At 44.7% G+C, this 20271-nt stretch carries 21 protein-coding genes and 1 pseudogene; 6 read left to right on the top strand and 16 right to left on the bottom strand.

What is annotated here, in order from left to right; all coding sequences use genetic code 11:
* Positions 1 to 9 precede the first annotated feature (9 nt).
* The 11 genes from CP943_RS08275 to fadH form a co-directional block, all read right to left on the bottom strand.
* Positions 10 to 903 carry a WD40/YVTN/BNR-like repeat-containing protein gene (locus CP943_RS08275; protein WP_026579788.1) on the bottom strand — a complete coding sequence of 298 codons (894 nt, stop codon included), beginning with the start codon at positions 901 to 903 and terminating at the stop codon, positions 10 to 12.
* A complete protein-coding gene (locus CP943_RS08270) occupies positions 893 to 1372 on the bottom strand; it encodes a flavodoxin (protein WP_020451202.1) in 480 nt (159 codons plus the stop codon). Before CP943_RS08270 ends, CP943_RS08275 begins: the two co-directional genes overlap by 11 nt.
* A 130-nt stretch (positions 1373 to 1502) precedes the next feature.
* Positions 1503 to 2378, bottom strand: a complete 876-nt coding sequence (locus tag CP943_RS08265) for a transcriptional regulator CcpC (RefSeq protein WP_023857289.1) — start codon at positions 2376 to 2378, stop codon at positions 1503 to 1505.
* 142 nt (positions 2379 to 2520) lie between these two features.
* Positions 2521 to 2964, bottom strand: a complete 444-nt coding sequence (gene cbpB, locus CP943_RS08260; RefSeq protein ID WP_020451200.1) for a cyclic-di-AMP-binding protein CbpB — start codon at positions 2962 to 2964, stop codon at positions 2521 to 2523.
* Between the two features lie 180 nt (positions 2965 to 3144).
* The gene (gene abbA, locus CP943_RS08255; RefSeq protein ID WP_003181305.1) at positions 3145 to 3324 is read right to left on the bottom strand and encodes an antirepressor AbbA; all 180 of its coding nucleotides are present in this window, start codon (positions 3322 to 3324) and stop codon (positions 3145 to 3147) included.
* Between the two features lie 138 nt (positions 3325 to 3462).
* Complete coding sequence (locus CP943_RS08250) at positions 3463 to 3981, bottom strand: ribonuclease H-like YkuK family protein (RefSeq protein WP_020451199.1); 519 nt, start codon at positions 3979 to 3981, stop codon at positions 3463 to 3465.
* A 57-nt stretch (positions 3982 to 4038) separates the two neighbouring features.
* Positions 4039 to 4188 (bottom strand): hypothetical protein, encoded by a 150-nt coding sequence (locus CP943_RS22425; RefSeq protein WP_020451198.1) that lies wholly within the window; start codon positions 4186 to 4188, stop codon positions 4039 to 4041.
* An 11-nt stretch (positions 4189 to 4199) separates the two neighbouring features.
* The gene (locus CP943_RS08245; protein ID WP_003181299.1) at positions 4200 to 4442 is read right to left on the bottom strand and encodes a YkuJ family protein; all 243 of its coding nucleotides are present in this window, start codon (positions 4440 to 4442) and stop codon (positions 4200 to 4202) included.
* A gap of 458 nt (positions 4443 to 4900) precedes the next feature.
* Positions 4901 to 5527: a DUF3993 domain-containing protein gene (locus CP943_RS08235; protein WP_026579790.1), complete on the bottom strand. Its 627-nt coding sequence runs from the start codon at positions 5525 to 5527 to the stop codon at positions 4901 to 4903.
* Positions 5528 to 5636: 109 nt separating this feature from the next.
* Positions 5637 to 6857 carry an EAL domain-containing protein gene (locus CP943_RS08230; protein ID WP_026579791.1) on the bottom strand — a complete coding sequence of 407 codons (1221 nt, stop codon included), beginning with the start codon at positions 6855 to 6857 and terminating at the stop codon, positions 5637 to 5639.
* Between the two features lie 68 nt (positions 6858 to 6925).
* Positions 6926 to 7690, bottom strand: coding sequence for a 2,4-dienoyl-CoA reductase (gene fadH, locus CP943_RS08225; protein ID WP_026579792.1), 765 nt, complete (start codon positions 7688 to 7690; stop codon positions 6926 to 6928).
* A gap of 146 nt (positions 7691 to 7836) precedes the next feature.
* On the opposite strand from fadH, the gene CP943_RS08220 reads away from it, so the two are divergent.
* The 4 genes from CP943_RS08220 to CP943_RS08205 all read left to right on the top strand — a co-directional run bounded on the left by CP943_RS08220 (position 7837) and on the right by CP943_RS08205 (position 11362).
* Positions 7837 to 8694, top strand: a complete 858-nt coding sequence (locus CP943_RS08220; RefSeq protein WP_023857290.1) for a metallophosphoesterase — start codon at positions 7837 to 7839, stop codon at positions 8692 to 8694.
* Between the two features lie 177 nt (positions 8695 to 8871).
* Entirely contained in the window at positions 8872 to 9369 is a 498-nt protein-coding gene (locus CP943_RS08215; protein WP_020451193.1) for a L,D-transpeptidase family protein, read from the top strand.
* An 88-nt stretch (positions 9370 to 9457) separates the two neighbouring features.
* The gene (locus CP943_RS08210; protein WP_020451192.1) at positions 9458 to 10759 is read left to right on the top strand and encodes an MFS transporter; all 1302 of its coding nucleotides are present in this window, start codon (positions 9458 to 9460) and stop codon (positions 10757 to 10759) included.
* A gap of 141 nt (positions 10760 to 10900) precedes the next feature.
* Entirely contained in the window at positions 10901 to 11362 is a 462-nt protein-coding gene (locus CP943_RS08205) for a YkyB family protein (protein WP_020451191.1), read from the top strand.
* 28 nt (positions 11363 to 11390) lie between these two features.
* On the opposite strand, the gene CP943_RS08200 is transcribed toward CP943_RS08205, so the two are convergent.
* From CP943_RS08200 to CP943_RS08190, 3 genes are all read right to left on the bottom strand, one after another.
* Positions 11391 to 12308 carry a chemotaxis protein gene (locus CP943_RS08200; protein WP_105980914.1) on the bottom strand — a complete coding sequence of 306 codons (918 nt, stop codon included), beginning with the start codon at positions 12306 to 12308 and terminating at the stop codon, positions 11391 to 11393.
* Positions 12309 to 12381: 73 nt separating this feature from the next.
* Complete coding sequence (locus tag CP943_RS08195; protein ID WP_020451189.1) at positions 12382 to 13701, bottom strand: MFS transporter; 1320 nt, start codon at positions 13699 to 13701, stop codon at positions 12382 to 12384.
* A gap of 96 nt (positions 13702 to 13797) precedes the next feature.
* Complete coding sequence (locus CP943_RS08190) at positions 13798 to 14322, bottom strand: RDD family protein (RefSeq protein WP_020451188.1); 525 nt, start codon at positions 14320 to 14322, stop codon at positions 13798 to 13800.
* Positions 14323 to 14493: 171 nt separating this feature from the next.
* Here CP943_RS08190 and CP943_RS22420 point away from each other — a divergent pair, with 171 nt between their 5' ends.
* Positions 14494 to 14652 (top strand): hypothetical protein, encoded by a 159-nt coding sequence (locus CP943_RS22420; protein WP_165583461.1) that lies wholly within the window; start codon positions 14494 to 14496, stop codon positions 14650 to 14652.
* Between the two features lie 191 nt (positions 14653 to 14843).
* Positions 14844 to 16024, top strand: a pseudogene (locus CP943_RS08185) (aminotransferase A); the annotation flags it as partial.
* Positions 16025 to 16038: 14 nt separating this feature from the next.
* On the opposite strand, the gene CP943_RS08180 reads toward CP943_RS08185, so the two are convergent.
* Both CP943_RS08180 and CP943_RS08175 read right to left on the bottom strand, forming a co-directional pair.
* Positions 16039 to 17847 carry a PAS domain-containing protein gene (locus CP943_RS08180; protein WP_026579795.1) on the bottom strand — a complete coding sequence of 603 codons (1809 nt, stop codon included), beginning with the start codon at positions 17845 to 17847 and terminating at the stop codon, positions 16039 to 16041.
* 160 nt (positions 17848 to 18007) lie between these two features.
* A complete protein-coding gene (locus CP943_RS08175; protein ID WP_026579796.1) occupies positions 18008 to 20122 on the bottom strand; it encodes a peptidoglycan D,D-transpeptidase FtsI family protein in 2115 nt (704 codons plus the stop codon).
* Between the last annotated feature and the right edge of the window lie 149 nt (positions 20123 to 20271).

The following is a 20271-nucleotide window of genomic DNA, read 5'->3' as shown; positions in this document are numbered from 1 at the left end:
GCTATAAAATCAGTGGGCTGCAGCAGGCTGTTCATAAGGCCTGACAAATTTGCATTCATAAAGACCCGCGCAAAAGAAGTTCTCCTTTTGATTGGCGACTCTGAATCCATGCCCTTTAATCGTGTCAAACCATTTCAGCTCTCTTTCAAAGAAATCAAGCCGGTAGATTCTTGAAAATCCGTCTCGGTCTTGAGCCGATGTGACATAGATGATTCCGTTGTCTTCGGACACATCCAGGAATGATTCTTCATTCTCAACAAGGCCCTGGCTGATTTGTATTTCATCATTCGTGTGGATGTTGACCAAATTGACGGCACCGTGATTTCCTTTTTTGGATCCCATCGCACAAACCAGCCATTCGCCTTCAAATGCGATCATCGAGGCGGTCATGCGGCCGGTTTCTTTTTTGATCAAACAAGCCGATTCTGCTGCCAAATCGTATGCCCAAACACCACCGTGCACTTCATGAATCTGCGTTCCGATGTAAAGGCGCTCCTCATGGAGGCACAGAGAGCGGATAACGGGCGGATGACTCAAACCGGAAAACGGCTTGACGATTTTCCATGAGACGCCGAAATCCTCTGATATGTAAATGCAATGCTTCCCATGGGCACAAACAAAGCCGTCCGTTCTCCCTGTGATCGACCAAATCGTGGCGTTTGTCGGAAAGCTTGAGATTGACCAGGTTGCTCCTTGGTCAGACGATCTGATAATCGTTCCCCTCTCCCCTGCGCCGAATAAATAATCGCCGATATAGGTGATGGAACATATTTTGCTTTTTAATTGAAAGAGCTTTGTCCAGCCTTGCTCAAGTGAGTAGTGAAAAATCCCTTCCCGCTTGATGGCGACAAAGTAACCGGAATGCTTTGCCGAAGCGACGGCCGTCGCACCTTTATGAAACATGGGTCTCAGCCTGCCGTTTTTCGTGTTCTGCCCATCTTATAAAACCTTCGGCAAATTCCTTGCAGCACTCGGCATCTTCATCCGTTTCGGGGGCAAGTTCTATTTTCAAGGTCTCTCGATAAAGGTCGGCGCCGGTTCGTTCTAGCATGCTGTAAAACGTGTTGACCGCTTCGCAAAAGCGGGGGTATGCATAGTCGCCGGATCCGAAGCATGCCGCTTTCTTTCCTTTAAGGTCAAGCGAAGAGACCTCGTCGTAAAACGATTCCGCTTCATAAGGAAGATCCCCGTCTCCCCATGTGTAGGTGCCGATTAAAAGAAGATCGTATTCAGCCAATGAGTCGGCATCGACATCATCCATTTCCTGAATTGCGACATCAAAACCGTTCTCCTTCAATGTATCTTTGATGATCATCGCGATATCCTCCGTGTTGCCGGACATGCTGGCATATGCAATTAATGCTTTAGACAACAGAATCACCTCTGAAATTGATAATGATTTTCATTATTATATAGATACACTTTAAATGATAATGATTATCAATGTCAATAAATCGCACAAAAAAAGCAGCCCTCTTTTTTGAGTCCTGCCTTTCTGATGTTTATTCAGTTGCCGTACATTCTTTCACAACCTCTACAAACGCCTGTACTTGCTTCAGTTGGAAAGCCGGCTCATAACCGAGCAGCCACGTATCTCTGCCGATTGCTTTTCCTTTAGCGTCAAGCAGCGGGATTTGATGAACATGGCTCCCGCTTCCGTGAAGCGTCACAGATGGAAGGATCGCATAGCCGATTCCGTGGAAAGCCATCTGTTTGCATGTTTCAATTTGGTCGACAATAATGGTCTGCTTTGGCGACGTTTTAAACTTTTGATGCCACCAGTGCTGAATTTCCTGGTAGTACGTGCTGTCGCTTTTGAACTGGATGAACGGCCGTTCCGTTTTGGCAATGTCCTCAATGTTACGGATCTCTGTATCGACAAGGTACAATTCGTCCCGCATCAAGTAATGCTTCGGTCCTTTCCATTCCGGGTTTCCTCTGATAATGCCGACATGAACATGGTCTTCGTAGAGGCTTTTCAGCATTTCGCTGCTCCATCCGGTCACGAGCGAAATTTTCACGTTTGGATATTGTTTGACATAGGTTTTCAGAACGTTGGGAAGCCAATGCTGCCCAATGATCGAAGCGGCCGCCAATTTGAGCGTACCGTGAATCTCGCCCTCCAACTCATCGATATTCTCTCTCACTTTTTCCTGTTCCAATGTCACATCTTTTGCGAACTGGATGATTTTTTCTCCGGCAGACGTAACCGTCAGCCCTTTTTGCGATCTCAAAAAAATTTTCGTTCCCCATGATTTCTCAATGGTCTGCAGGCGTTGGGACAAAGCCGGCTGGGAAACAAACAGGCGTTCAGCCGCTTTCCGCATATTTAATTCTTCCGCCAGAACGACAAGCATGTGGAGCTCTTGAAGCTGCATGGACATTCCTCATTCCAATAAGTTTTTCTTATCATACATTTAATCAAACGGCTGTTTTTTAATCAAGCGGAAAGTCAGGCTTCGGAGAATGTGCGGAGGGTTTGGTGGAGCGCTGCAAATAAAAAATAGGCCGCTGCCGCGCCTATTTATTCAACGTTCTCAAATGCTTATTCAGCTGTTTTAACACGACACGCCTTGTAAATATGCCTTCGAAAACCTGCTCTTCATTTTCGACACATACAAACGCGTTGTTGATGACCAGTCCGAATCCTTTTAAGATCGGGTCGTCAATTTTCAAGCGTGGGATGTCTGTCAGCATGACTTCTTCAACATGAATCTTGTCAAGCTTCTCAAATTCGATTCGTTCCAAGCCGAAGATTTTATCCATGATCATATTCGTTCCGATTAATCCGTGCAAACGGAAAGAAGCATCAAGTACAGGGATCGCGGTATATCCGGTTTTCGTCAACACGAGAAGGGCATGTTCCAGATTATTTCCGACTTGAACATGGGCTACTTTATCAGCATCGATCATAAACTGACCTACTGTCGTTTCAAGAAGTTCATCTGATTGCATACTAATCATGATTTTTCGACTCCTTTTCAGCTTTAATCCATCAACGCATATTTTCCCTATACTACAATAATATAAACGATATCAATATTTGTCGAAAACTTTCCTTTCTTCCAAGGTCAGTTTATCATTCCATATCCTTTTAGGAAACAAAAAAGATACTCTAATGAGTATCAATTGATATAATCTGACCTAATTTTCAGACCGGACACGGTCGTATAAGGTAACCAGTTTTTTATATGTCAGGCTATCCACATTTTTTGTACCCGTTTCTATATCATTGATCTCACTGCTTAGTAGCTCTACGGCATACTCATGGTCCAAAAGTACGTTCAGCAACAGTTTTCTCTCTTCTTCTGAAAAGCGTTCCATTCTTAACCAGCCCCCTAATTGATTTAGCTAGAGTCAGAAACAATATGTTCTCTCTAGTTTCTATAGGGCTAGAATATGAAATTGCAATTCAAACGTCAACCGCACATTTCGACATCTGTTCGATTTTCTTTCAAACAATTATTTTGTGTACCGGTTTGCATAGCTTGAAGCTGTATAGGAGTCAGGTTTAATTTTGGCACAGATTCCCATGGAGGTGATCCGGCCCGTCATTTCCTGGATTAAATCCTTTGTCATTCCTTTTTTTCCGATATCCAAATGAACTTCAAGGGTTAAATCTGCTCCCTCGTCTGTAAACGGAAGAAGCAGATCCATAATTTCATTAAAGTAATCATTTAAAAGATATGCGGCAATCTCTTGGCTGTAAGCTGTTTCAAGCGATATTTTCTCCCTGAGGCTATGTATCGGTCTGTTGACAACCGTGTTTTTCAGACAGCCCCACGCTCCTTTGCCCTTGCGGTGCAAATGGATAGCCGTGATAAACTTTGTGCAGTTCTGATGGATTTGCGAGTCTGTTCCGACGGACAGCAGATAGCTTGCCCGCGGATCTTGGCGTATGAACGCCTTCAGTCTCCCGATCACTTCAGGAAATGTCATTTGATCTTCAGAAAGATTATAAAAAAGAAAAGAATCAGCCATTGGAATGCCCCTTTTCATTTTTGATCTGCACCGAAGATGGAACGATTCGTCTGTCTGCTATCCTTTTTTGGTCGGTATATTTTTCAAGCTGAACCCGCAGCTGTCACATCTGTAAATTACATTCTGATTGGACTGGGCTGTCAGCACTTGATCCATATGCTCGGTTGTTTTGCAATTCGGACAAATAACGCTTGGAAAAGCTTTCATGCCATATCCTCCTATTGCTGAAGCAGTTCAAAGATTTCGATTGAAATCATATCGATGTTGTCAAACGGAAATGTGGTAGGCTTATCGCCTTTTTGATAAACTGTCAGCTCAAATGTTTGGTTTTTTTCAAAATATTTTACGCTGCAAATTTTTTCTCCGTTTACTTCAAAATTGCGCTGCGTCGGTTCTCCGGCAGCCTCCGCAGTCTCCTGCAGGCTCTGCAGTCTCGTGATGATACCCATTAATTGTGACATTCTAAAAAAGACTCCTTTCAAAAAAACAACTTCAGGATCAACAAGTATTAATTATAATACAAGTTCTACACGCATCATACCACAAAGTATCAGCCGATGACATTTTTCCTTTCTGATCATGAAAAAGAAAAACCGCTTTTCATAGTTTGAGTTTTCTTTTTTCATGTCATACATGAAAAATATTTTTTTGACTGCAGAGGAGCCTATTTTAACCACCAATTTAGATTTATGGGGCAACAGGATTGTCTTATTCCTGTCCCACACCTAAAGCCCAAAAATCCCGCAGCCATTTGCAGTGCGGGATTCCACGCAAATAAAAAACTTGGCGGGGGCAGCGCCAAGTTTTTTAAAATCTTGATCTGATAGAGGGGTTGGGGAACAGAGAGGTTCATCTCTCTATAATTAAATGATAATGATTATCAGTATCATTGTCAATGAATTTTTTAAAAATTCTTTTTCTAGCTGAAAAGTTCGGCCAATGTCCAGTTAACATCGATGACAAACAGCGGGAATACAGCGTGGTCTTCTTTCTTGTTATCCGCAAAATTCGCGTTTGTTTCTTTCTCGTCCGGTTGTTCGGCCATCATGTCTTCTCCAGCCGGTTTTGTATCAGATTGGCCGATAGCCGTTACTTTGAAGCTGCCGCCGATATTCTTCAGCGTCACCGTCTGATAATTTTTTTGATATGAAACAGGACCGCCGTCTTGATCTCCAACACATTCATATACGGTATAGCTTCCGTCTTTCACCGCCACTTTTGTGTTTTCATCATAGCTGAAGAAAGGGATTGCCACTTCCGGCGCGTCTGTCCCGTAAAAAATCCACCCCGCTTGTTCGGGAAAGGCGTTCGCCTCCACGTACTTCGCTGCCATGGCGTGTTCCATATAAGGTTCCAAGAGGGATATCATGTCTTTTTTCGTTCTTTCCTTTTCGGTCAGCTGAAAATGGACGTCGGATACGGATTGAAGGGTCTCAAATAACGACGCTCTTGTCGGTTTTTCTCCGGCTTCGGCAAAATCCGCACAGAGGAATACAAAAGCCGCAGTCAATAGTCCGCACAGTAAGAATGACCAAACGTTCTTCATATGATCCGCCCCTTTTTTAGCATATATATTCACATTTTCCTTTATATACGCAAAACAAACCTCTCGGGATTCATTTTTTCGAAAAGAAAAAGCGGCGAAAGGCCGCCGCTTAAATTAATCCGTCTTGTTCGTATAAATATGAGTAGGACAGGTCAATGAACAGATACAATTCTTCATCCATCGGATAGGAAAATGTTCTGATCATTTCCCCCGTTTCGATATCGCTGTACAAATCGCTGAAAAACCCTTTTCTCATCGTTCTCATCCTCATGATATTCTCGAGAAAATAAGGGCGCCAGCTCCAGTTTTTGCCGATGTACTCAGGCTGAAATATCCATGCTCCATCATGTTTAAACACGTTTTTCGTCAGCTGAATCCCGTCTTCATCGCACATGTAAATTCTAAAGCTGCAATCGGTCAGTTCTTTTCCGAGATTGAAGAGAAAATCATCGTCTGACTGAGCTGTTTTCTTTAGCGATGTGACAAGCTGATGAATCCGTTTGTAAAACTGCTCAGAGTGGTCGTACAAAATGGTTAGCTTCTTCTTCTCATGTGTGATAAATTGGTGAAACTCGGCATGCAGCCGGTCCTTTAATACATTCCGTTCGATAAATTCATCCTTCGGCAGTTCAAGATACTGCCCCTGAAAATACCGGCCTCCGTTTCTCCATGCGTATTGCAGCTGAAAGCTCGCCTCAATATCCTCGTAAAGCAATGCGGCGCCGATTTTTCTGGCAAGGAGCGATATGCTGTAAAGCACATATTCATAGGATGGCGAAGGAGAAGACAGCTTGAGCGGCTGAAGGTCGATCTTTAACAGATCAGGGGAAAGAAGAGCGATTCTGTCGAGGTTGCTGCTTTCCTTTCCGATATTATCAACAGCGACTTTAATTCCGTATGTACGGTAGTAGGTCAGCAAATGATGCAGCTGTTCAATATCCCCTTCAAACTTTTGCTCCGTGATTTCGATAACGAAACGGTTGAGCTCGAGCCCTTTATCCTGATATTCCATCAACAGGTCGAGGAACGATTCACCGTGATCCATCATCAGCACATTTGCATCTTGATTGACGAAGATGAGCAGGTCGCGCCCGCTCTCCAAAAAATGATCAAGCGCCTGGCGGATCACCTTGAGATCAACCTCTTTCTTGTATTCTTCAGGAATTGTCGGATCAGAAAAAAACGGCCCGAGACTCTTCACTTCAGATTCTACCTTGATACGCCCCAGCACTTCATAGCCGATCACCTTTTGTTCTTCAGCACTGAAGATCGGCTGATAGTATGGAATAACATCTTCAATGTTCGTTAAAATATCGAGTGGATCCAACATGGCATATCACCTGCTTCTAATCTTTGTCTGATTATACCATACCGGCCCGCACCTTTGAATTTGAAATCTTAAAACGGACGGGGATTCAGCCATTGGCCGCCGTCCATCGTCACACACTCCCCGTTGACATATCCCGCCTGTTCAGAAAGCAAAAATGCGGCGAGTCCCGCGATTTCTTCAGGGGTTCCCAGCCTGTTGAGCGGAACGCTTTTGATTGTCGCGTGCGCGGCTTCTTCCGATTCAAACAATTTTTCGGCACCGCCCGTCCTCTCGATCGGACCGGGCGCGATGGCATTGCACCTGATCCCGTATGCACTTCCCCACTCGACTGCAAGCGTCCTCGTCAGCGACAGGACACCTGCTTTTGCCGCCGCGGAATGAACGACACCGGCACCCGCGCCCCATGCATATGTCGCGACCATATTTAAAATCTGGCCGCGTTTTTTTTCCTTGATCCAGTAGCGGCCGGCTGCCTGGCTGCAATAAAATGTGCCGTTCAGCACGATATCGATGACCGCCTTCCAGCCGTTGACCGACAGTTTTTCAGCAGGGCAGATAAAGTTCCCTGCGGCATTGTTAACCAAAGCGTCGATCGTACCAAAGCGTCCTGCCGTCTCTGTGATCATCTGTTCCACATCTTCAACAGACCTGACATCCATCCGGCGTATAGCCACCTGCCCCGTAAATGTTTCAATTTCTTCTTTGGCCGCTTCAAGCGTTTCTTGCGTTCTGCCTGTAATCATCACATTCCAGCCTTCTTCGGCTTGCTTTTTGGCGATCGCTTTTCCCATTCCGCTCGACCCGCCGGTCACGATTACAACTTTTCTGTCCATATCCATCCCCCTTGTTTATGAATGAGTATTCATTCAATTCATAGTTTATCATATAAGTTAAAAAAAATTAACAAAACACGCGGACTGTCCTAAAATGGCTTTTCTGGATGATATAATGTAGAGATTCTATTAAAGGTTGGTTGCTTATGAAAAATCCGTCCAGAAGACAATTTTTAAAAGGCTTCTTAGGCCTTGCTGCAGCAGGGCTCTTTACCGCTGCCGGCGGCTTGGGCTATGCGCGCTATCTCGAGCCGCACATGCTTGAAACAAACTTGATTCCCATTCGGCATCGTCTCATTCCTAAAGGGTTTGACCAGTTTCGGATCGTTCAGTTCAGCGACACCCACTTAAGCGAATACTTTACAGCAGACGAGCTTTCAAATGTTGTCAGCCAAGTGAACGCCCTTTCCCCGGACCTTATCGTATTCAGCGGGGATTTAATAGATAAACCGCATCGCTACCGGGAACACGAGCATGCTGTCAACGCCTTAAAAAAGCTTTCAGCCCCCTATGGAAAGCTTGCCATATTCGGAAACCATGATCACGGCGGCTATGGAACAAAAGTCTATCAGACGCTCATGGCATCGGCCGGTTTTCAGGTGCTGCGAAACGACTTCATGAAGCTTGAATTGATAGACGGAAGCGTAATAGAGATCGCGTCACTCGATGATTTGATGCTCGGCAGCCCCGACTATGAAGGCATCCTGTCAAAACTGAGTAAAAAAGCCTTCTCGATTTTGCTCGTCCATGAGCCAGACGCTGCTTTAACGGCAAAACAATACCCCGTCAATTTGCAAATATCCGGACACACCCACGGCGGACAAATTCAGATTCCCGTATTTGGTCCTTTAATCACGCCTCCGTACGGAGAAATTTATACGGAAGGGATGTATGAAACAGCTGGAATGAAAATCTATGTCAATCGAGGAATCGGCACGACCAGGCTGCCGCTCCGCTTTTTGTCAAAGCCTGAAATCACCGTGTTCCAGCTTGAATCCACTTAATCCTTAACCGGCCTTTTGGCTCAAAATGAAAGGCATCTGCATACATTAAGTAAAAGCATTCCCGCTCATTTCATCCAATCCTCATTAAAAAAACGAAACTTCCCCAGCCTCTTTCCGTCTATATATTAGCAGCGGAAAAGGCTCTCTTTTCGTTTTGAAAAGGAGATGTGCTGATTATTGCTGATGTACCAAGTAAAATCTGGAGAAACTCTGGAAAGCATCGCCGCCGATTTCAGAATGACCCGGCAGGCTTTGCTGCAGGCGAATCCGGGCTTAAACGGCGGCCAAGTGTCCGCAGGCCAATCGATTATCATTCCCGGCATTAGAAACCCGGACACAATCCCTTACCGGATTGTCGTGTCTCTCAGCGGGAGAACGCTCAGATTATATGAGCAAAACAGACTTGTAAAAACATATCCGATTGCCGTCGGAAAAATCCTCACACAGACGCCGAGAGGCGAATTTGTCATTGTCAACCGGCAGCCAAATCCGGGCGGCCCGTTCGGCGCCTACTGGCTGAGCCTCTCAAAACAGCACTACGGCATCCATGGCACGAATAACCCGGCGTCAATTGGCAAAGCTGTTTCAAGGGGATGTATCCGCATGCACAATCAGGATGTTCTGGAACTTGCTTCTATCGTACCCAACGGAACCCGAGTGTCCATTACACCTTAGACCAGTACATTTCCAGACAAATGCAATTTGAACAATACAACATCTTGTATTAAGATATAATGGGACCTTTAGGGTAAGGAGCGTATATATGGATCTTTTTAAAAATCGTAATTTCGTCCGACTTTTTTTCGCAGCTTTCGCTTCTCAAATGGGAACGACAGTCGGAAACATGGCTTTCGCTTTTTTCTTGCTCGACCGGTTCAGCAGCCAGCCGGCCTACACGACAATCGCCGAGCTGATGTATTCCTTGCCGACGGTTTTTGTATTCTTTATCGTCGGGGTGGTCGCTGACCGTTTTGACCGCAAGAAAGTCGCGGAAAACTGTGATTGGATCAGAGCGGGATTGACTGTCGTTCTTTTCTTTGTACTGTATCTTCAGATCATACCGCTTGTGTTTTTAGTTCTATTTATCAGAAGCGCGGTCACAAAATTTTTCTACCCGGCCGAAGCAAGTTTGGTCCAGGCCATTTTAAGAAAGGATCAGTATGCAAAGGCAGCCGGACTGAACCAGATGCTTTTCAGCCTGTTTCTATTGTTCGGCGTAGGAATTGGAGCTTTTATGTACAAGACGATCGGCCTGCATGGTGCTATCGCTCTTGATTTTGTGAGCTTTATCGTATCCGGCTTTTTAATCCGTTCCTGCGATATTCCGCTTGAAGCGCGGCAGCCGAACGGGCAAAAAGGCTGGAAAAACATGACCGTCAAAGATTCGATGCACGATTTTAAGGAAGGCATCGTTTATATATTAAAAAATAAATTGCTTGCCTCTCTCGTATTCGGATATTTTATCTTCGGACTTGTCAGCGGGGGACTTTCGGTTCTGCCGATGTTTAAAATGAAGTATGAGCTGTCCCCTGACAGTTATGAGTGGCACACATCCCTCTTTACAATCGTACTGGGTATCGGACTTTTGACAGGGATTGCCGTCGCCGCTCTGCTTGAAAAAAAAGTGAAGCCGGCATACATGATGTCAGTCCCGATTTTTATTGCGGGTGCCTTTATCATTCTGCTTGGCTTTACAGATCAATTGCCCGTATATTACTCGGCTGCGTTCCTTGCCGGGATATGCATCGGACCGATCAACACAGCGCTTGGCGGCTGGATTCCCAAAATCGTCCACCCAAGGCTGATGGGAAGAGTCAGCGGGTGGACCGATCCGCTGACAATGATGGCGCAATCCTCAGCGCTTGGCGTGATCGCTGTTTTATTCCCGGGAATCATCGCCGATGTGGATTATATATATTACGGTTTGGCGGGAATTATTCTGCTGGCGGCGATGTACTATTTTATCGTCCTGCCTAAATTAAGCGCCGAGAACGCGGAAATCGACGTTCAAGCGGCGCTGAAGAGACAAAAAAATACAAAAGCGAAAATGAACTCTGTTTTATAAAGATGAAAACGCGCGATTCCTTAAAAAATCGCGCGTTTTTTCTATGAGATATTTGCATTTTCTGTTCTATTTCGTATAATTTAGACATAAGCCTTGCAACTTTAGGAGGTGATCTAGAAACGAATGGATAGGAGAGAAAAAATGGACGACCATAATCATACGAAAGAATTAAAACCGACAGTTGAAAACCTTTCAAAAGCGATTTATACAGTGAATCGCCATGCAAAAACCGCGACTAATCCCAAATACCTGTATCTTCTGAAAAAGAAAGCTTTGCAAAAGCTGCTTAATGAAGGAAAGGGTAAAAAGGTAGGCCTTCACTTTTCGAAAAATCCAAGATTCAGCCAGCAGCAGTCAGATGTGCTGATTTCTCTCGGAGACTACTTTTTTCACATGCCTCCAACAAAAGAAGACTTCGCAAGCCTTCCACACTTAGGTACATTAAATCATTCGTATCGGAACCCTAAAGCTCATATGTCCTTGAATATAGCGAAACAGCTTCTTCAAAACTACACGGGAATTAAGGAAAAACCGCTCGTCACAAACCGGAAGCGCCCTGCCTCAAAGCCCGTCTTCAAGAAGCTTGGCGAAAGCTATTTTTAATAAAAAAAGCCTCAAAAAGAGGCTTTTTTTAGTTCTTGAAAATATATTTATCAAGCTTTTCGATCAGTTCGTTGAGCTCTGGCTTGCTGATTTGTTCGTCAGCTCCGACTTGTTCCCCTTTATGGCGAAGATCGTCTGTAATCAAAGAAGAGAAAATCAAGATCGGCAGCTCCGAACTCAGCGGGTTATCTTTTAACAGCTTTGTGAGCCGGTGTCCATCCATCTGCGGCATTTCAATATCCGTGATCATGAGATCGACTTTTTCGTGAAGGGCTGTGCCGTCTTCCATCAATTGAAGCACATGTTCGTAAGCCTCTTTTCCGTTTTCAAAAGACACGATGTTGTTATACCCTGCTTCATTCAGCTTTTCCACCAAAAGCCGCAAGAGGAGCGGAGAGTCTTCGACAATCATCAGCTTTTTGTCAGTCCGTCTCTGATCAAATTTTTCATCTTTCATTTGATAAGGGTCCGTACCTGACTCAGACTCAAGATCAAAAATGATTTTTTCGTAATCAGGCAGGAAAATCATTGTGCCGTCGAGCTTAATGATGCCGGTAAGGTGACGGTCCATTCCTTGATTTAAAGCGGTCGGCTTCTCGATTTCTTCCCACGACACCCGGTGAATCTGCGAAACCGATCCAGTGTGAAAGACGATTTTCCGCTTGTTGAATTCCGTCACAATGTATTTTTCTTGATGCTCGTCCTCACCGTGTTCGACGCCGAAGAAAGAGAATAAATCAATGACGGGAAGAATTTCCCCGCGCAATGTGATCATGCCCTCCATATGCTTGTGCGAATGAGGCACTTTCGTAATGTCAACCGGCTGAATGATTTCTCTGACTTTCATGACATTTATGCCGAAAATGTTGAAACCAACTTCGAACTTCACGATTTCTAATTCATTGGTTCCCGAACTTAATAAAATTTCCTGTTGGTTTGAAGACACTGATATCCCTCTCTATCCTACTTTGTGTTTACTTTTTATATCGGCGTCTTTTGTTAAAAGTTGATGCTCTGGGTTAAGCTTTTGCCTTAACATTTTGATGAATGATCAGGCCGATCGCTGCCAATAACACTAAAGATCCGAAAGCCATTCTGCTGGCCATGTTCCCTAAATCCCTGAACAGCAAAGTAATCGATCCGTACAGGACCGGACCGAAAATGGAAGAGATTTTCCCCGACAAAGCAAACAATCCGAAAAATTCGCCTCTTTTATGCTCGGGCGTCAGTTCGATAATCAGTGTCCTTGATGCGACCCATGTGCCTCCAAGCGAGATACCGAAAAGGCTTCCCGCAATCCAAAACAAGACTGTTGACGTCGTGCATGCTCCAATCGTCAAAGCGGTGATCATAATGGCGGCGACAAGACTGACTGCGTGTTTAGCGCCGATCTTTTTTGTTACAAAGCCGAGCAAAAATGAACCGATGATGCTTGAGACCGTTGAAACAAGGTAAAGTAATACAAATTGACCGGTCGTAAAACCGATGACCGTTTTTGAATAAACCGCCATCATGGCTATTGCTGTAGCAAGCGCATCATTCAGGAAAAAGTAGGCGATCATGAACAAGAAGACCGGTTTGTACAGGCGAATGTCCTTGAACGTCTGCACGATTTCCCTGTATCCGCTGAAAAACGATTTTTTTTCTTTCGGTTCCGGTTTTCTTTTCTCTTTCGTGAAGAGCAAATACGGAAGTGAAAAAAGTAAAAACAAGAGAGCCGACGGGATGAAAGCACGGTGAAAATCCTGGTTCCCGACCAGAAGGTAAACCGTTAAGCCGGCCAAAGTACCGATATATCCGATCGCAATCCCGAATCCTGATAAGAGAGGAATTTCTTCTTTTGTACCCAAATCAGCCAAAATCGTATCATAAAACACCAAGCTTGAATGATAGAAAAACTTTGCGGTCACAAACATGACAACAACAAGGATCAAAGATAACGGAAGCCCGTATATGTCCTTCTGAAACGAAGCGCCCGCAAAAACCCCCATTAAGATGGTGCACAAAACACAAATCATCGTAAACAGACCGATGTATTTTTTCTTTCTGCCCGTCCGGTCAATCAACACCCCGAATAAAGGCGTGAAAATGACGAGCAGGAAGCTTGCGGCTGCGTTCGAATAGGAGATAAAAGTGCTTGCCACCTGATTCATGCTGGCGTTTTCGCCGACTGCCTCCTGCAAATAAAAAGGAAAAAAGATCGTCACAATGTTTGATGAAAAAATCGTGTTTGCAAAATCGTATAACGCCCAAGATAGAATCGGCAACGTCAAAAAGAGCTTGATTCCCGTTCTTTGCGCCCGCTTTACAGCTTGTTCACGTTCCGGCTGAGTATCCATCTGGATTGATGCCTCCTTATTTTTATTCCTGCCGTGAAACATTTTCCTGAACAAGACAGCACGCATTCATGCTGAAAGCGTGCTGTCTTTTACCCGTTATTTTTTTACGACAATGGTTCCTGCCAACATATCATGAAGCGCCTGGCGCCTTTCTGTGAAAAAGGCCATAATGTAGCCGACCAATAAAATCGGAGAAAGAAAGCTTTTGGCCAGAAACCTTCCGGCCGCACGGCCGAAAGAGATTCTTCCGCCTTCTGCTTTCGCCACCTGAACGTTCATGATTTTCTTGCCGAGCGTCCCTTGCCATTTGGATGATTCCATCAGCGTGTAATAAAGAAAATAAACAATAAAAGTAATACTTCCAACGATCGCTATGGTTTTGAACATGCTGATGATAAACGTAAAGATTTCCTGATCGCTCAAATACTCGGGATCAGTCTCCATCATGAGCATGATATCCGAATTTCCCAACATCAACGCCGCTGTTAAAACGTACGTGAAAATATATGCGGGAATCCCGAGAATCAATCCGTCGAGCAGGGAAGCTACAAAACGCGCGCCGATTCCGGCATACTCGCTCCTTTCAGGAGCAGTTTCGTGTTTGTCTAATTCCAATTCCAATGTGCTTTTCCTCCTAACATCTTGACTTCTATATACTACTAAGATTCGCTGAATATTATCAATACGTATCACGTTTTTTTAAAGTTAAATTAATGTACGGCTCACAAGTTTTTCATTGACTTTGACATTTATCGTGTTACAATGGTCAAGGATTTTTCAGGAAAGGTGTTTATGATGGGAACAATTGTAACGATTAAAAATCATGAAATGACCATTTTAGAAGGGGTCAGCCGTGCTGTTTACACAGAAATGCTCAAGGATGCTTCAGACAGTGAAGAACAAATATATATTTCGTGGAAAGAAGATGTTGACTTCGATTACGGCTACTAAACGAAATATAACGTAAGACAATCGTTTGATTGTCTTATTTTTCTATCTGCTGCCATCCGCATGTCCGCATACCTTGCATTGTTTTGCATATACTTGTTACGAGTTTTTATAAAATTGATTGATTAAAAGATGACAATTGGTCTGATGATGGTAAAATAAGATAAACCATAACATTTTTAAGGTGATGCTAAATGGAACATTTGCTTAATCCAAATGTAAAAGAAATCGAAATCTCAGGGATCCGCAAGTTCTCAAACCTTGTATCCCAGTACGAAAACGTAATCTCTTTAACAATCGGCCAGCCTGATTTCTTCACCCCCCACCATGTCAAACAGGCCGCCAAAAAAGCGATAGATGAGAATCAAACATCTTACACTCACAACGCCGGATATCCCGAACTGAGGCAGGCTGTACAGCTTTATATGAAGAAAAAAGCCGATTTAAATTATGAAGCGGAAAGCGAGATCATTGTGACGACCGGAGCCAGCCAGGCCATCGATTCGGCATTCCGCACGATTTTATCACCTGGCGATGAAGTCATTCTTCCGGGGCCGGTATACCCCGGATACGAGCCGATCATCAAAATGTGCGGAGCGTCTCCATTGATCATTGACACCACGTCTCACGGCTTTAAGCTGACAGCAAAATTGATCGAGGAAGCGCTGACGCCGAAGACAAAATGTGTTGTTCTTCCTTATCCGTCAAATCCGACGGGAATGACGCTGTCCGAAGAAGAGCTGAAGGACATCGCCTCCCTTTTAAAAGGTCGAAACGTCTTTGTGCTTTCGGATGAAATATACAGCGAACTCACTTTTGACAGACCGCACCACTCCATCGCGTCTGTGTTAAGGGACCAGACGATCGTCATCGGCGGACTTTCCAAATCCCACAGCATGACAGGCTGGAGAATCGGATTTTTGTTCGCGCCGAAGGAAATCGCCAAACATATTTTAAAAGTCCATCAATACAACGTATCATGCGCTTCATCGATCTCTCAAAAAGCAGCTCTGGAAGCCGTCACCAACGGGTTTGATGATGCGCTGATCATGCGCGAGCAATATAAAAAACGGCTTGACTACGTGTACGACAGACTTGTGACAATGGGCCTCGATGTGATTAAACCGTCGGGAGCATTCTACATTTTCCCGTCCATCAAATCATTTGGAATGTCTTCCTTTGATTTCTGCATGTCGCTTCTTGAGGAAGAGGGGCTTGCGATCGTGCCGGGCAGCTCGTTTTCTGAATACGGGGAAGGCTATGTGAGGATCTCTTACGCATATTCTCCTGATACGCTAAGGGAAGGTCTTGACCGGCTGGAGTCCTTTGTTTTCAATAAGAGGCAATTGATACAGACTACGTAAACAACGGCTTTTACGCCGTTGTTTTTTATTTTGGAAATGAAATCTTAAATGTCGTGCCTTTTTCTGCTTTGCTGTCGACTTCGATTGTTCCGTTGTGATTTTCGATGATATTGAAGGTGACCATCAAACCGAGGCCTGTTCCTTTTTCCTTCGTCGTCAAAAACGGCTCGCCGATTCGCTTCATGACATGTTCAGGTATTCCTTCTCCTTCGTCCTCCACCTCGACGATGACCGAATCTTCGGTTTCTCTGACGGTCAAATGGACCGTACCGCCGTTCGGCATGGATTCGACGGCGTTTTTGATCAGGTTGATAAACACTTGCTTTAATTGATTTTGATCCCCTTTAATATAGATATTGTCCGGGAGAATCGTATTGATCAAAATGCCGTTTAAGTTGGCCTGCGTTTCTAAAAGGGCCGTCACTTCGCGGATCAGCCTGATCAGATCTAGCTTTTCTTTCAATGCGTTTTGCTGCGGCTTTGCCAGCATGAGAAGCTCGCTCAAGATCAGTTCGATTCTGCTTAATTCGGAAAAGATAATATTAAAATAATGTTCATTTTCTTCCATCGTGGGCTTCATCAGCTGTAAAAACCCTTTAATCGCGGTGAGCGGATTGCGGATTTCGTGGGCGATCCCGGCTGCAAGCTGTCCGGCGATCGACAGTTTTTCCGAACGGACCATCAGCTCTTCGGTCTGCTTGCGTTCAGAAATATCCCTTAAAATCACCTGAACGGCCGTTTCCCCGAAAAATGTCGTAGGGATGCAAACCATTTCTGTATAGATGAGCCTTTTTTCAAATGTATACCACGTCTGCTTTATGATTTCAGATTCGGATTTTCGGTCTGTAATCCGTTTCAGCCTCGCTTTGACATCTTCGTGGTCGCACGGGTGCAGATGTTCATAAATATCTTTGCCGATTAAATCCTCATACGTCTTTGCTTCAAACAGACGAATGCCTGATTCATTCATAAAGACCCATCTACCTTTATGAATAACGGCTATCGTATCGATTGAGTTTTGAATCAAGAGCTGATAGCGCTCCCTGCTTTTTTGCAAAATGGTCTGGAATTTCTTCCTCGATGAAATGTCAATGAGCAGGAGCAGCTCCGCTTTCTGGTTTTGATAAATGGTCGGCGCCGCCTTGACTTCGAGGTGAATCTGCGTGCCGTCGAGCTTATGCCAAGTTTGCTCGATCATTCCGACATCAAGTCCCTGCTGCATCCGCTTGATACGGTTTTTGACGATGTCATGGTACTCTTTCTCGATAAAATCGTAGGAATACTTTCCGATAATTTGCCGTTTGTGCTCGGCTCCGAGCAGGTTGACCATGGCGTCATTGACGTAGACTATTTCCCCTTGAACGCTGATGCACAGAGGGTTTGGCAAGCCTTCCACCATGGCTTCGAATTCCTCTTTTGCCGGCAGCCTGGCAGCTTCTTCCGGTGTGTCTTCCTCTTTTATGGAGCTGCTTTTCTTAGAGGGACGGTCTTCAAACACTTTCATTTTGAGTACAATCTCGCGTTCTTTTTCTCCAACATGGGTCGTGACGAAATCGATCGATGCTTCGATCCAGATCATCGTGTAGTCTTTTTTCACAAATCTGAAGGTGCAAGGCAGCAAATGATGCTCATTGTAAAAATAGCTTTCTACCAGAAAAAGATCGTCTTCGTGTAAATAGTCCTTCAAATACGTACCGATCAGTTCATTCTGCTGGTAGCTTAAGAGTTCTTTGCAATTTGCAGATATGTATATAAAACGGCCGTTAGCTGACAGGACTGCCTGTAAATTCATATGGGGCTTATATTGCTCAAAACGTTTTGTTTTTTGTTCCATCATATCCCTCCTTTATACCCTATTCATGACCAGCATTCATTAAAACTATTTTGCTTAAAAGGATTCGCTAAAATACGAGAAATCTCCTTCAAAACTTCTAGCATTCGTCAAATTTTGATAACAAAAAAAGAACCCGGAAAAAATCCGTGTTCTTTTTTGTCTAATCCTTGCTGTATTTTTTTTGCAGATCGACATAGGCTTTGACGATTTTGGCGGCGATGTTTTTGTTGATTCCGCCTTTATCAGTGGTCATAGACGGAACAACAACGCTGAAAGCAACCTCAGGATTTTTCGAAGGATAGTAACCGGCAAAGGTTAGGTTGTAACTCATCGTTCCCCACCAGCTTCTGTTCGTGCCGTAGTAAGGTGCCTGTGCCGTTCCGGTTTTGCCTGATACATCAAGTGAACCGAATGTCCCGGCTGCCGTTCCCCCTGGCTGAGTGACCCGTTTCAAACCGGTTTTCACGATTTCAATATCGCTTTGGGAGTTGTTGATTTTGTTGAGCACATTGGCAGAACGCTCTTCAATGACAGGTCCGAGCTTTTCGCTTTCAGGTTGGTGAATGCTTTTCACGACTCTCGGCTGCACTCTGTAACCGCTGTTGGCAATCGCAGACATATATTGAGCGAGCTGCAAAGGCGTGTACGTGTCAAACTGGCCGATTGCTTCATCGAGAAGGAGACCCCCGACTATTTTTGGATTTGTCTGCATCCCGGCCGACTCCTGCGGCAAGTCGATGCCTGTTTTTACCCCAAGGCCAAATTGATTGAAGTAATATCTCATTTTATTTAAGTCCTCTAGGTTCGCTGGAAGCGGGCCGTTCGGTACATACGTAATTCCTGCAATCCTCATGGCCACATGAAACATATAAACGTTTGAACTTTTTTGAAGCGCTTTGACTTCATTAGCCCATCCAATTGTGTCGGTATAGGAACCTTTTATAACAGGCCCTGCGAAAGTCAGCTTTCCGTTATCCAAATACATCTGCCCATGCGGCATGCCGTCCTGATAACCGGCCAGCACGGTCGCGCCTTTGACTGCTGATCCCATTTCATACTGGGTCGTAAACGCGCCGATTGAATAGTCGGTGATTTTGCCGTCGATGATTCGCTTTCCGGCCATGGACAGAATGTCTCCGTTATTCGGATCCATCATGACGACGAACGCTCTGTCCAGCATGTAGTTTGAGCCGCGGAATTTATTAAGCTCCTCTTCGATAGCTTCTTCGACTTTCTTTTGGAGCTCCATGTCGAATGTCAGCTGCAGATCGTAGCCGCGTCTTCCTTCATCAACCGTTTCCTGGCTGATGACCTTGCCTGAGCGGTTTTCTGTATATTGCACTTTCGCTTTTTTCGGATTTAAATATTCTTCATATTGATACTCGAGATAGCTTTTTCCCACTCTGTCATTCCGGGCATATCCCCTTGTCAGGTAAAAGTCTTCCCGGTCCTTGATAAGCCCTTGCTCAGGCGTTGTGACGCCTCCGAAAATGGAGTAGAGCGTTTTTTCATAAGGATATTTCCTGGTCCAGTCCATGATGACGTCAACGCCGGGAAGCTCTTCAAGATGCTCGGAAACGCGTGAGACTTCCTCATACGTTAAATCGTTGGCCGGCATCTGTTTTGAAGCCTTCTCATCAAGGAGCTGTGCGTCGTTTTTACCAGCGGTTTTCGGGCTCATCGCTTTGACGATTTGCGGCTCATACGCATAGCCGCCTGAAAACCTTCTGAAAATCGCGGCGACTTTAAGCTCGTCTTTGTCCTTTTCCAGCGCTTTGATCTCTTCCGCCGGAACGCGGTCTACCTGCAGCTTGTATGTTTGATCAGACTTGAGGGTTTTCTCGCCGTCTTTCAGAAGTGCAGCAGCTTTTTTCGGATGTCTGGCAAGCCAGTAATCTTTCAAATCTCTTTCTTTCAGAAACGAAGTATCGATATCGATCAATTCTGCGAGTTTTTTGGCTGTGCTGATTTTTTCCTCCGTTTTTGTGCTTGTCATCATCGTATATGTGATCGCGGGAACGCTTTGGTTGTCGACAACCACCCGCCCGTATCTGTCATACATTTTACCCCGCGGCGCCGGGTATGACGCAATTTTCGCCTCGGTTTTCGAAGCTTCCTGCTCATACGCTTCCCCATTGACGATTTGCACGAGGCCCAGCTTGACGATCAGCGCAGCGAACAAAGTGAACACCGCAAAGAAGTACAGGTTGATCCGCCATAAACGCGAACGCCTGCTCTTTTTGATTTCAGCCGGATCATGTTGAGATTCTGTCACTGAAACTCTCTCTCCTCTCACAATATTCAATTTTTACATTAATTAACTGAGATATATTGTAACACTTTTGTAATGGTTGTTACAATCTAAAGTTTTTAAAAAAGCTGTCAATCTCTTTTTATATTAAAATTTAACTAACACATTTAAAT

The sequence above is a fragment of the Bacillus paralicheniformis genome (genome assembly GCF_002993925.1).
GTDB classification, from domain to species: Bacteria; Bacillota; Bacilli; order Bacillales; family Bacillaceae; genus Bacillus; species Bacillus paralicheniformis.
Note: the sequence above shows the minus strand (reverse complement) of the source record. Positions and strands in the feature narration are given on the sequence as shown.

Excerpts from the sequence above, each read along its gene's own strand:
- CP943_RS08275 (WP_026579788.1), bottom strand. The coding sequence starts at position 903 with ATGTTTCATAAAGGTGCGACGGCCGTCGCTTCGGCAAAGCATTCCGGT.
- CP943_RS08265 (WP_023857289.1), bottom strand. The coding sequence starts at position 2,378 with ATGCAGCTTCAAGAGCTCCACATGCTTGTCGTTCTGGCGGAAGAATTA.
- cbpB (WP_020451200.1), bottom strand. The coding sequence starts at position 2,964 with ATGATTAGTATGCAATCAGATGAACTTCTTGAAACGACAGTAGGTCAG.
- abbA (WP_003181305.1), bottom strand. The coding sequence starts at position 3,324 with ATGGAACGCTTTTCAGAAGAAGAGAGAAAACTGTTGCTGAACGTACTT.
- CP943_RS08250 (WP_020451199.1), bottom strand. The coding sequence starts at position 3,981 with ATGGCTGATTCTTTTCTTTTTTATAATCTTTCTGAAGATCAAATGACA.
- CP943_RS22425 (WP_020451198.1), bottom strand. The coding sequence starts at position 4,188 with ATGAAAGCTTTTCCAAGCGTTATTTGTCCGAATTGCAAAACAACCGAG.
- CP943_RS08245 (WP_003181299.1), bottom strand. The coding sequence starts at position 4,442 with ATGTCACAATTAATGGGTATCATCACGAGACTGCAGAGCCTGCAGGAG.
- CP943_RS08235 (WP_026579790.1), bottom strand. The coding sequence starts at position 5,527 with ATGAAGAACGTTTGGTCATTCTTACTGTGCGGACTATTGACTGCGGCT.
- CP943_RS08230 (WP_026579791.1), bottom strand. The coding sequence starts at position 6,857 with ATGTTGGATCCACTCGATATTTTAACGAACATTGAAGATGTTATTCCA.
- fadH (WP_026579792.1), bottom strand. The coding sequence starts at position 7,690 with ATGGACAGAAAAGTTGTAATCGTGACCGGCGGGTCGAGCGGAATGGGA.
- CP943_RS08220 (WP_023857290.1), top strand. The coding sequence starts at position 7,837 with ATGAAAAATCCGTCCAGAAGACAATTTTTAAAAGGCTTCTTAGGCCTT.
- CP943_RS08210 (WP_020451192.1), top strand. The coding sequence starts at position 9,458 with ATGGATCTTTTTAAAAATCGTAATTTCGTCCGACTTTTTTTCGCAGCT.
- CP943_RS08205 (WP_020451191.1), top strand. The coding sequence starts at position 10,901 with ATGGACGACCATAATCATACGAAAGAATTAAAACCGACAGTTGAAAAC.
- CP943_RS08195 (WP_020451189.1), bottom strand. The coding sequence starts at position 13,701 with ATGGATACTCAGCCGGAACGTGAACAAGCTGTAAAGCGGGCGCAAAGA.
- CP943_RS22420 (WP_165583461.1), top strand. The coding sequence starts at position 14,494 with ATGATGGGAACAATTGTAACGATTAAAAATCATGAAATGACCATTTTA.
- CP943_RS08180 (WP_026579795.1), bottom strand. The coding sequence starts at position 17,847 with ATGGAACAAAAAACAAAACGTTTTGAGCAATATAAGCCCCATATGAAT.